The organism is Raineya sp. (assembly GCF_053497555.1).
This window is the reverse complement of the sequence record NZ_JBRCWE010000075.1, coordinates 1-11,214: the sequence shown is the minus strand read 5'-3', so window position 1 is coordinate 11,214 and position 11,214 is coordinate 1. Positions and strand designations below refer to the sequence as shown.

Annotated in this window: 10 protein-coding genes; 9 read left to right on the top strand and 1 reads right to left on the bottom strand. The window is 39.3% G+C overall.

What is annotated here, in order from left to right:
- Window positions 1–184 precede the first annotated feature (184 nt).
- From ACWITO_RS10310 to ACWITO_RS10270, 9 genes are all read left to right on the top strand, one after another.
- Window positions 185–2,002 carry a tail fiber domain-containing protein gene (locus ACWITO_RS10310; RefSeq protein ID WP_448529912.1) on the top strand — a complete coding sequence of 606 codons (1,818 nt, stop codon included), beginning with the start codon at window positions 185–187 and terminating at the stop codon, window positions 2,000–2,002.
- Window positions 2,003–2,027: 25 nt separating this feature from the next.
- The gene (locus ACWITO_RS10305; RefSeq protein ID WP_448529911.1) at window positions 2,028–2,825 is read left to right on the top strand and encodes a DUF1554 domain-containing protein; all 798 of its coding nucleotides are present in this window, start codon (window positions 2,028–2,030) and stop codon (window positions 2,823–2,825) included.
- Complete coding sequence (locus tag ACWITO_RS10300) at window positions 2,825–4,273, top strand: TlpA family protein disulfide reductase (protein ID WP_448529910.1); 1,449 nt, start codon at window positions 2,825–2,827, stop codon at window positions 4,271–4,273. The genes ACWITO_RS10305 and ACWITO_RS10300 overlap by 1 nt, the downstream gene beginning before the upstream one ends.
- Window positions 4,274–4,285: 12 nt before the next feature.
- On the top strand, window positions 4,286–5,770 hold the full coding sequence (locus ACWITO_RS10295; protein WP_448529909.1) for a T9SS type A sorting domain-containing protein: 1,485 nt from the start codon (window positions 4,286–4,288) through the stop codon (window positions 5,768–5,770).
- Window positions 5,771–5,797: 27 nt separating this feature from the next.
- Window positions 5,798–6,196 carry a response regulator gene (locus ACWITO_RS10290; RefSeq protein WP_448529908.1) on the top strand — a complete coding sequence of 133 codons (399 nt, stop codon included), beginning with the start codon at window positions 5,798–5,800 and terminating at the stop codon, window positions 6,194–6,196.
- A gap of 220 nt (window positions 6,197–6,416) precedes the next feature.
- Entirely contained in the window at window positions 6,417–7,508 is a 1,092-nt protein-coding gene (locus tag ACWITO_RS10285) for a Glu/Leu/Phe/Val family dehydrogenase (RefSeq protein WP_448529907.1), read from the top strand.
- Window positions 7,509–7,590: 82 nt separating this feature from the next.
- Window positions 7,591–8,697: a mannose-1-phosphate guanylyltransferase gene (locus ACWITO_RS10280; protein WP_448529906.1), complete on the top strand. Its 1,107-nt coding sequence runs from the start codon at window positions 7,591–7,593 to the stop codon at window positions 8,695–8,697.
- A 65-nt stretch (window positions 8,698–8,762) separates the two neighbouring features.
- Window positions 8,763–9,989, top strand: a complete 1,227-nt coding sequence (locus ACWITO_RS10275; protein ID WP_448529905.1) for a sugar MFS transporter — start codon at window positions 8,763–8,765, stop codon at window positions 9,987–9,989.
- On the top strand, window positions 9,989–10,489 hold the full coding sequence (locus tag ACWITO_RS10270) for an NADH-quinone oxidoreductase subunit C (protein WP_448529904.1): 501 nt from the start codon (window positions 9,989–9,991) through the stop codon (window positions 10,487–10,489). The genes ACWITO_RS10275 and ACWITO_RS10270 overlap by 1 nt, the downstream gene beginning before the upstream one ends.
- 2 nt (window positions 10,490–10,491) lie before the next feature.
- Here the strand turns inward: ACWITO_RS10270 and ACWITO_RS10265 are convergent, their stop codons facing one another.
- Complete coding sequence (locus ACWITO_RS10265; protein WP_448529903.1) at window positions 10,492–11,106, bottom strand: DNA-3-methyladenine glycosylase; 615 nt, start codon at window positions 11,104–11,106, stop codon at window positions 10,492–10,494.
- Between the last annotated feature and the right edge of the window lie 108 nt (window positions 11,107–11,214).

Here is an 11,214-nt window from a genome sequence, read left to right as displayed (position 1 = left end):
GGAGGTAAATAAGGGGGGATTTAAGTTGTTAAAAATAAAAACTTGATAATCAAATTTTTAGTCTTGTAACTCACGTTAATGTAGTGTCTTTGTAGTAAGTGATTTTTAGAATTTTATAGGGAAATATATTTCCTTTGCCATACACTTTTGCTAAAAAAGTAATTTTTTCAAAATTAAAAAATATATGGCAACTTTTTACCAAAAAACTTTAAAAGTCTTAGCGATTATGGGAATAATCGGTTGGACTGCAAACGCCCAAAATGTGGGTATCGGTACTACCACGCCAGGCTCTCGCCTTGAAGTAAGAGGTACTACCAACGACAACACCGCCTCCATGCTTAATCTTACAAGCAATGCGGGGACTTCGCGTTTCTTTGTACGTAATGATGGACGTGTAGGTATCAACGAAACAAGTTCTCTTGATAGAGGAATGCTTACAATCACTTCTAATCTTACCAATGGTATTAATGGGTGGAATAGAAATATTTATTTCAACAATACCAATCACAGTTCTATTACCACTGATGGACTCCTACTCGGTTTTCACGATACCAATAAGGCATTTTACTTTGGGGATATAACTGGTACTACTTTCAATAAGTATGTAATGACCATCAATGCGACTTCGGGTAATGTAAGCATTGATGCAGGTAATCTTCGCGTACAAGGACTTTCAGGAACAGGCAGCAGAGCAGTAGTAGCAGATGCATCAGGTAATTTATCGGCAGTACCTTACTCTACCGTAGGCGATAACCTCGGCAACCATACGGCTACTACTACATTGAATATGAATGGGCAGAGTATTTCTAGCTATGCTTATTTAACACCTTTTGGTGTAGGCGGAAATAGCGGTCTTAGCCATGCATCTTATTCTATTTACCAAGAGGGGGGTGCTTGGAGCAATCCTTTTCCCGATTTGAATATCAACTTTCACACTGGTATTAAAATGAATGCTTATTTTGGTTATGATGGTATTCGCTTCTATACAGGAGCTTCTCCTGCTACGGGATTAGCTTTTCAAATAGGTGAGGCTTCTAGCGACCATATTATGGGTTACAGATACCTTCGTCTTTCAAGCGGTAATTGGTTTGGGGTAGCAGGCTCGGCAGGTATATACAATTATGAGCACGGACAACACTTTTTTACTACTAATAACAGCAACTACTGGGTTTCAAGAAGTGGACTTGGTATGCAGTTTCTAAATGCAAGTGCCGCTACAATGGGATATGTATATCATGACGGTACTAACTTTGGTTTGTTACCATCCGATGGTGGCTGGGCAGTGAGAACAAATCCTAGTGGTGTATACATACATAAAACACTTGATTTGCAAGGTGCTGTTCCTATGACAGGTGCAACAAGTGTTACTACTGTTGGTGCTAATGCTGCTTATTTCTTTGCAGATAGAACCGTAGGAGGAAGAACATTTGCTTGGTATGCTACAGGAGACATAGTTAGGCTATGGTCTAATAATGCAGGTGATAGAGTTACTTACAACAATGCCACTGGATTGATGAGTGTAGCAGGAAGTCTTACCATTACAGGCGTATTCAACTCTACAGGCTACAAAGAAACTTCCGATGCTCGCTGGAAAAAGAATGTAAGCAATATTCCTAACGCTTTGAGCAAAGTAATGGCAATGCGTGGGGTGAATTATGACTTCAAAACCAAAGAAGAACTATTAGCTGACAAGCAAGACACTACTTACCAATTTTCAAATAAAAGACAAATCGGTTTCATAGCCCAAGAAGTAGAAAAAGTATTGCCCGAAGTGGTTAGCACAGACCCCGTAGGCTACAAAACCGTAGAGTATAGCAAAGTAGTAGCCCTACTCGTAGAAGCAATGAAAGAGCAACAAAAAGAAATAGAAGCCTTAAAAGCCGAAAATGCTTCGCTCAAAGCTCAATCCGAAAAAGTACAAAAGTTAGAGGCTAAAATGGCGAAATTAGAAGAGATGATGAATGCTTTGCAAGATATGAGTAATGCCCAAGTAAAAAAATAGCAAAATCTTAAAACAGATAACAACAATGAAAGCAATAGCGATAATAGTGAGCTGGCTTATGTTATTGGTACCTGATGTATGGGGGCAATGTAACCTGACCTACGTAGGTCCCGTCAATGGCGATTGGCACACAGCCAGCAACTGGAACTTATGTAAAGTCCCTGATGGCAATGACTTGGTAACTATCCCCGCGGGTGGGCACGTGAGAATAAATAATACCAATGCTACTTGCAGACGTATTACCGTGCAACCTGGGGGTACCGTTACAAGAAACGGCACAGGCACACTTACCGTTACGAATAGTGTAGGTACGGTACCTTGTACGGCAGCGTGTAATAAAAGGGTATTTGTAACTTCTACTTTACACAATGGTAACTTAGGAGGCTTGGCAGGAGCAGATAACATTTGCCAAACAAGAGCAAACGCTGCCAGTTTAGGAGGCACTTGGAAAGCTTGGTTGAGTAATGGTACCACAAGTGCCAATTCACGTCTTGTAAATCATACGGTTGATATGGTACGTATTGATAATGTAGTAGTAGCCAACGGATGGGCAGATTTAACAGACGGTAACCTCGATAATGCTATTAGTATTACTGAATTAGGAACAGTTGTTAATAATTCTACTCCACCTGTTACCGTATGGGCTAATACAGAGGAGAATGGTAATATTGCTTCACCATCACAACATTGTAGCAACTGGACGAGTGCATCATCTTCCCTTCCAGGCAGAGTCGGACAGGCAGTTACATCAGGCTGGGGATGGAGTGATATTACAATTGGTTATTGCGATAATCCCAGACGTCTTTACTGCTTTGAACAATAATGCCATTACTCCAATTAATCATATTGCCCTTTTGTTGGATAGTGTTAAGTCTTAATGGCTTAGCCCAGCAGGTTATTGTAGGTAAGTTGCAAGATAACATCTTGCTCAATCCTCAGAAGCAAGAATATCTATATGATAAGATCTATCTTTGGGGAATGAATGCTGAATATACTTGGGCAAAAGTAGACTCTGCCCAGATAGATGCCAAAGGTAATTTTGTATTACGCAATCCTAAACAATTTATCAAAGCACTCTATCGAATGGCTTTTACTGAAGATGGCTTAAAATTGGGAGTGTATAGAGATATAATTCTCACCCAAACCCCTGATACTTTGTATTGGACTTTCACAGCTACCGAGGTAAATAGCAATACGTATTTTCAGCATAATACCGAAAATAGAATTTTATCAGAAGCTCTACGCCTTATAAATGCTTACAAAAATTTACAAAAAAAATACCGCAGGCAAGTTGCGGCAGAAAATTTTAACTATTTAGATGCACAATATTTGGCAAAGTTTCAGGCAATAGAAAAAGCAAAAGTGCAAAGTTTTGATTCTTTACAGCGAAATATCAAGCAGTTTCGTAACACTTACAGAGGCACTTATGTTGCCGATGTTCTGCTTTCGCTTTTTGCCGAACCTATCATAGCCGAACAGTATCCACAAAAGTATGATACACGCTCTGCTTTCCTGAAAGATTACTTTGTGCAAGAATGGAATCTTGCTGACGCAAGTCTATTGAGCGTACCATTTTTGGAGCAAAGAATTTATGAATATCTGAGTGATTATACTTATATTCATAGCTACGAAGGGATACGATTTTCGGTAGATAAGTTACTCAAACAAGCCAAAGCAAATGCCACGGTATTTGATTTTATGCTGAACTATCTTATCAAAACTTACCTACATAGTGGTTATGAGCAAATGGTCAATTATATTTATGAGCAATATTACGATGCTTGCAGTCAGCCGATTACTTCGGCATCAGAAGAACTCAAACGATTTGAGCGAATGAAAAAGCTCAACCCAGGCAATCTGGCACCCCTTATTCCTCTTGAAAAACAAGGTATGAAGCCATTCAAAGAACTTGTAAAAAACTACGAAGTTACGATAATTTATTTTTGGGCTTCCACCTGCCAGTATTGTAAAAAAGCTACCCCTGAGTTGAAAAAATCATTAGCTCAATTCCGACAAAAAATAGGAGTAATAACGGTATCTTTGGATACCAACGAAAAAGATTGGAAAAGTTATCTGAAAACACTTGGTGTAGATAACGCTTGGCATCACTTCTGCGATTTACAGGGCTGGCAGTCGGAAGTAATACAAAATTACGTTATTCGCCGAACTCCTACCTGCTACCTTGTGGATTCAGAAGGAAAGATTATTGGTAAAGAAATATACCCTACACAAGTAGAGGAGTTTTTGAAAAAACATTTGACAAGCAAATAAATGCAGAAAATTATGACTCGCTTTTTATTTTCCCTCATTGGAGTATGGCTAATACTATGGGGGGGCAAGCTACAAGCTCAATTAGTAGTAACAAATGGTGCGAGCCTGAATATCTTATCAGGTGAGACGGTTACTTTATCAGGAACTAATCTGCAAAATAATGCAGGAGGAACTATCTCGCATCAGGGAACATTGCGGGTAGCAGGTAATACTACCAACAGAGATGTTATCAATAATGGGACTTTTAATGGAGCTAGTGGGATTATTGAGATGTTGGGAGTAAATGAACAGCAGATCCAAGGGAGTGCAGTATTGAACATTGGTGATTTTGTAATAAATAACGGAGGCAATGGTGTGAGTATTACCAATACAGGCGGTTTGCGAATACACAATGCTCTCACACTTACCAACGGCAGATTGTTTGCTTCTGATAATAGTCCTGTTTATTTTACACCTTCTGCAAATAGTCCTACGGAAACCAATGCCAACCATATACGTGGTACAGCCATTATGGAGGCAAGAACGGTGGGTACAGCCGCATTTCCTACTTTCTTGATGTTTTCAATGCCTGCTGGCGGAGATGTAGGCAACCTGACGCTCACACGCCGTTCAGGAGATGGAACTACTACGAGCAGGGGGTTCACGCCTACGGCAGGAACGGCATTGGTGGGGGCAAGCGAAAGTTTAGATGTGCATTGGATAGTGAATATTACCAATACTACGGGCAATAGAGATGCGACCTTTTCTTGGATTTCGGATTGGGATAATGGAAAAAGTCTTACTCAAATGCAATTATGGCGTACTGCTCCTGCGAATATAAATACCTCTTGGTTTATACACAATGCGGGTTTATTAGATTTATCAGCTACACGTAGCCATACGCAGACTAATATCCCTCTGACTACTTTGCACAATGCTTGGACTCTTTCAGACCTTGTCAATCCGCTTCCTGTGGATATGTTTGCCTTTTCTGTGCGTGTAGTGAAGGGAAAAGATGTAGAAATAGTATGGACAACCCAAAACGAATACAACTTACAAAGATACCAAGTAGAACGCAGTCTTGATGGTTTGAATTTTGAAGCAATTGCCAGCGTTAATGCTCAAAATCAGAAAAATAATCAATACTTACACACCGACCTCAATGCCAAAGATTTGGGGAAAGAGGTTTTATATTATAGAATAAAAATGATTGAGCAAAACGGAGCAAGTCGCAACTCTGCTATCAAGGCGGCACATTTCAACAAAGAGTTTTGGGCAAATATCTTTCCTAATCCATTCAAAGATGATTTGAACATCAAAATTTTCAATCCTGAACGTAAAAATATAAAAATTACACTTATTGATAATATTGGCAGAACACACCTAAACGCTATCCTAGAAGGCGAGGAGATATTCTATCAACTCAATACTCAAATCAACGGATTAGCGGCAGGGGCTTATTTCTTGCAAATTTCAACTGATACCCAAACCGAAATAGTCAAACTCATAAAGCAATAACTTTTTTAATTTTAACCTTCGTCAGCTATGAATTTCAACAAGCTAAAAATTTTACTTGTAGATGATGATGAAATTCAGGAGGTACTTCTGAAAGCGAAACTTTTGCAAGTTGCAGAAATAGACTATGTGCGTAGTGCCAGACTTTCCTTGCCTATTATAGATAGCCAACTGAATAAATACGACCTCATCATCTCTGATATAGAAATGCCATTGATGTCGGGTTTGGATTTAGCTCTTTACGTAAGAAAGGTTATCAAAAGTGATATAGCTATGATAGCCCACACGGCTTCGTTAGAGGCAAGTGAAAAATTTTATATCAAAAATGGCTTTGATGGAATGCTTGCAAAAGGCTTTCAGATAGAAGAATTTATGAACTTATGGAGCAAAATAAAAGGCAAAATGCAGACACTTAAAGCTGAAGGTTGAAAATCCATAATAATTTATTAATCATAGGTTGCTTCCACGTCCCGAAAAGGCTATGCAATAAACCTTGCTATGTTTAATTGCAAATACGTAAAAACGAACAAATAGGAATATACCTTTGGTGTATTTCTATTTTCTTTTTTTACATTTATCTCTGATTTTTTTGCACTTTTTGAGGAATACTCTAATTTTGCGTACTTTTTGAAACTCAAAAACTACGCCAATGCAATCCGTATTTGAACAGTTAAACCTTCATCAGCACGAACAGGTTGTTTTTTGCAATGACCCTCATACAGGCTTAAAAGCTATTATTGCTATACACAATACTACCTTAGGACCCGCCGCAGGCGGCACGCGTATGTGGTTCTATAACTCAGAAGCCGAGGCTCTCAATGATGTTTTACGCCTTTCGAGAGGTATGACCTATAAAAATGCCGTAGCAGGGCTAAATATTGGCGGTGGCAAAGCCGTAATCATCGGCGATGCTCGCAAACACAAGTCAGAAGCCCTTTTTAGAGCTTTTGGGCGTTTTGTAGATAGCTTGGGGGGCAAATACATTACTGCCGAAGATGTAGGCGTAAGCACTCAGGATATAGAATTTGTGGCAATGGAAACCCCTTTTGTAGCAGGAAAACCCAAAAGTTTGGGAGGGAGTGGAGACCCTTCGCCTTTTACGGCTTATGGAGTGTATATTGCAATGAAGGCTTCTGCCAAAAAAGTGTATGGCTCTGAAAGTTTAGAAGGGAAAAGAATTGCTGTACAAGGTGTAGGACACGTAGGACAAAATCTGGTAGAGCATCTTGTCAAAGAAAAAGCACAAGTGCTAATTTCAGATATTTATGAAGACCGCTTGCAGGCTATCAAAAACAAATTCCCGCAAGTGCAGGTTATAGATAAAGATAGGCTCTATGATGCTGAAATGGATATTTATGCCCCTTGTGCTTTGGGAGCAACCTTGAATGATGATACTTTGAGCAGACTGAAATGTAAAATTGTGGCTGGTGCCGCCAACAACCAACTTGCTGACGAAAATCGCCACGCCGATATGTGTAAGCAGAAAGGCATCTTGTATGCCCCTGATTTTCTTATCAATTCAGGAGGAATTATCAATGTTTATTGCGAAATTGCAATGCCCGTGTATAACGAACAAAGAGCTTACGAGCAAACCGAAAGAATTTATCAATTTACAAATGATATTATTGAAACTGCTGAAAAAGAAAATATCAATACACATCAGGCGGCAGTAGCTCTCGCTCATAGACGTATGGAAGCCATTGCCAAGCTCAATGCTAATGCTTTCAATCGTAAAAAGTAGAGTTGAAACAAAGTGCAATTTAGAAGTTTAGCCTTCTCAATCTAAAATCATTGTAATCTTTGCATAAAATTTACGCAAGAAAATGGCATCAAAACATTGGTACGCTGTAATAATGGCAGGGGGAATAGGCACAAGATTCTGGCCCTTTAGTCGTCAGCGTTTTCCCAAGCAGTTTCACGATATTTTAGGCACTGGAAAAACGCTCTTGCAACAAACCGTAGAGCGTTTTAAGCAAATTTGCCCGCTTGAAAACATTTATATCGTTGGTAGCCGAGAACACGAAACGCTCTTGTACGAACAACTACCCGATTTTGCCCCTCATCAGTTCATTCTTGAGCCCAGCCGCCGCAATACTGCCCCCTGCATAGCGTATAGTGCCTTCAAAATTTTTCAAAAAGATAAAAAGGCTAATTTAGTAGTTTCGCCTGCCGACCACTACGTTAGCAATGAAAAAGAATTTGCCAAAACTATTCAAAAGGCACTCAAAGAAACTTCACAAAAAGATATTTTGGTAACTTTGGGCATAGAGCCGACGCGTCCTGATACAGGCTATGGGTATATTCAGTATTGTGAAGAAAAAACTACCCTTTGGAAAAAAATTTTAGGCATTAGCTCGCCTATCAAGAAAGTAAAACTTTTTGCCGAAAAACCACCTTTGGAGCTTGCAGTGGAGTTTTTGCGTAGTGGCGATTTCCTTTGGAATTCAGGAATTTTTGTTTGGAATGTTCAAACCATTCTCAAAGAGTTTGAAATTCATTTGCCTGATATTTACGAAGCTTTTTGGGAAATAAAAGATACCTTTTTTACAGAAGAAGAAAGTAAAGCCGTTGAAAAGGCTTATACACAATGCCGAGCCATTTCCATAGACTATGGTATTATGGAAAAATCGGAACACGTTTTTATTATTCCTGCAAGTTTCGGCTGGTCGGATTTAGGTACTTGGAAATCGCTTTTTGAGCTAAGCCCCAAAGATGAAAAGCAGAACGTTATTAAAGGAAATGTAGTAGCTCTGGATACAGAAAACTGCATCATTCAAACGTCTGATAGTCGTTTGGTTATTGTGAAAGGCTTGAAAAATTTTATTGTAGCTGAATATGAAAATGCTTTGATGATTTGTCCCAAAGATGAAGAGCAGAGTGTCAAAGAGTTTGTAAGCATTGCAGAAAAGAAAGGACAGGAATTTATTTAGCAAGCAGAAGTTAAAAGCAAAATTTTGAACTTCTAAACCTCAAACCTCAATCCCCAAACTTCTATATGTATCGTTTTGCACTCATTATTTTTGGAATTTTCTTTTTTGTATTCGGCTTTGTAACTTGGCTCAATAGCGTACTTATTCCTTATCTGAAAATAGTTTGTCAGTTGCAGAGCAACTGGCAAGCCTATTTGGTGGCATTTGCTTTTTATATTTCTTATTTTGTGATGGCTTTACCTTCGGCTTGGTTTTTGGAAAAAGTAGGTTTTCAGAAAGGAATGGCTTGGGGCTTGCTGATAATGGCAATAGGTTCGCTGATTTTTATACCTGCCGCCGAAAATAGATTGTATGAAATTTTTTTAGTAGGTTTATTTACACAAGGTACGGGACTGGCAATTTTGCAAACGGCTGTCAATCCTTTTGTAGCAATACTGGGTAAGCCCGAAAGTGCCGCCCAACGCATTAGCATTATGGGTATTGCCAATAAAACCGCAGGCATTATCAGCCCAATTGTGCTGGGTTTTATTGTTTTCAGTGATATTGAAAGCATTGAAAAACAACTTTCTACTGCTTCAAATGCACAAAAAGACCAAATCTTGACCGAACTCGCCAGCAAAGTAATAGAACCTTACGGCATTATGGCTTTGGTACTTGTATTGCTTGCTGTGATGATACGCTTTGTTTCGCTACCCAATGTAGCACCCCAGAGCATAGAAAGTGATAGTTCCAAATCTTTGTGGCAATATCCGCAATTGGTTTTGGGGGTGATAGCACTATTTTTGTATGTAGGGGTAGAAGTGATTGCCGGCGATACCATTATTCAGTATGGAATTTCGTGGGGATATAGCAAGCAAGAAGCTAAATTTTTCACTTCTTTCACACTGACAGGTATGCTTATGGGCTATGTGATAGCGATTTTCACCATTCCTCGTTTTCTTTCGCAGGCAAAGGTGCTGACAATTTCAGCGGTTTTGGGTGCAGTTTTTAGCATTCTTATTCTGCTTACTGAAAAATCTTTTTCGGTAATGGCGGTAGCTCTTTTGGGGCTGGCAAATTCTGTAATGTGGCCTGCTATTTTTCCGCTTGCCATAGCCGATTTAGGCAAAAATACTTCCAAAGGTTCGGCTTTGCTCATTATGGCAATAGCAGGAGGAGCTTTGATGCCTTTGCTTTATGGCAGTATTGCCGATTTGCTCAAAAATGAGCGTTTGGCTTATGTAATGCTTGTGCCTGCATACCTTTTCATTGCTTATTATGGAGCAAAGGGTTACAAAAAACGCAATTGGTAATGGATAGCGAAGCAATCAGACAACTATTGCAAGAAAAATTTGGCGAAAATTGCATTATTGCCGAAGATAAACGCTCACCGCAAACTATCTGGCAAGTACCTACCGAACTTTTGCCTGAAATATGTTTTTTTCTACAACAAAATCCGCAAACGTATTTTGATTTTCTTTCTTGCATTACGGGTATTGATAATGGCAAGGAAGTGGGTACAATGGAAGTAATTTATCATTTGTATTCTATTCCTTACCAACATTGGGCAGTTTTGAAGGTGCTTGTAGTTCGCAATGCTGAAAATGAACCTTTACCTCAAGTTCCTACCATAAGCCACATTTGGAAAGCCGCCGATTGGCACGAAAGGGAAATTTTTGATTTGCTGGGTATTCATTTTACCAATCACCCCGATTTGCGGCGTATTCTTTTACCCGCCGATTGGCAAGGATACCCCCTTCGCAAAGATTACACTGCCCAAGAAAATTATCACGGCATACGAGTAAAATACTAACTTTATTCGCCCATACCTTTGGCTCGGCTTGTCCAAGAGTTTCCTTTGATGCGAAATCGCCAAGGCAAAAAGGCATCTTCCTGTGCATAGGCAATACCTACACGCGTAGAAGCAAGAATTTCAAAACTTTCTTTGAAAAACTGATTTTCAGCTATCCAAATAGTATTTCCCCAAAGAATTTCGCCATAATGCTTTCTGTTTATGCCCAAAGCCTGTGATAAAGCCCCTGGTCCTGCTGTAAGTTGGGTCTTGATTTTGGCAAAATTACGCCTTTGGAGCATTGTTTCAATGCCTTCCAGCGGCTCAATGGCACGCACCAAAACGGCATCGGCTTCACCTTTTATGTTGGTAACTACATTGAAAAGCGAGTGCATACCATAACACAAATACACGTAAGCTCTACCACCTTCCTCAAACATTATTTGAGTACGCTCTGTATAACGATTTTGATGAGCGTGGCAGGCTTTATCGCTTCTGCCACAATAGGCTTCGGTTTCTACAATTTTACCTGCTGTGATTTTTCCTTCAATGTGGGTGAAAAGATATTTCCCCAACAAATCTTGGGCTATTTGTACTACATTGGCTCTGGTATAAAATTCTTTGGAAAGTTTTTGCATAAAAACTTGTTCAAGGAAATTTTTTTGTAACTGAGGTTGTTTAGGATTTATTTTTTTTGATAATTCTTCGGATAAAAATGACCATAAAGGATAAAATTAACAAATTTA

Coding starts and splice junctions, on each gene's coding strand:
- ACWITO_RS10310 (WP_448529912.1), top strand. CDS start 185: ATGGCAACTTTTTACCAAAAAACTTTAAAAGTCTTAGCGATTATGGGA.
- ACWITO_RS10285 (WP_448529907.1), top strand. CDS start 6,417: ATGCAATCCGTATTTGAACAGTTAAACCTTCATCAGCACGAACAGGTT.
- ACWITO_RS10290 (WP_448529908.1), top strand. CDS start 5,798: ATGAATTTCAACAAGCTAAAAATTTTACTTGTAGATGATGATGAAATT.
- ACWITO_RS10300 (WP_448529910.1), top strand. CDS start 2,825: ATGCCATTACTCCAATTAATCATATTGCCCTTTTGTTGGATAGTGTTA.
- ACWITO_RS10305 (WP_448529911.1), top strand. CDS start 2,028: ATGAAAGCAATAGCGATAATAGTGAGCTGGCTTATGTTATTGGTACCT.
- ACWITO_RS10270 (WP_448529904.1), top strand. CDS start 9,989: ATGGATAGCGAAGCAATCAGACAACTATTGCAAGAAAAATTTGGCGAA.
- ACWITO_RS10280 (WP_448529906.1), top strand. CDS start 7,591: ATGGCATCAAAACATTGGTACGCTGTAATAATGGCAGGGGGAATAGGC.
- ACWITO_RS10295 (WP_448529909.1), top strand. CDS start 4,286: ATGACTCGCTTTTTATTTTCCCTCATTGGAGTATGGCTAATACTATGG.
- ACWITO_RS10275 (WP_448529905.1), top strand. CDS start 8,763: ATGTATCGTTTTGCACTCATTATTTTTGGAATTTTCTTTTTTGTATTC.
- ACWITO_RS10265 (WP_448529903.1), bottom strand. CDS start 11,106: ATGCAAAAACTTTCCAAAGAATTTTATACCAGAGCCAATGTAGTACAA.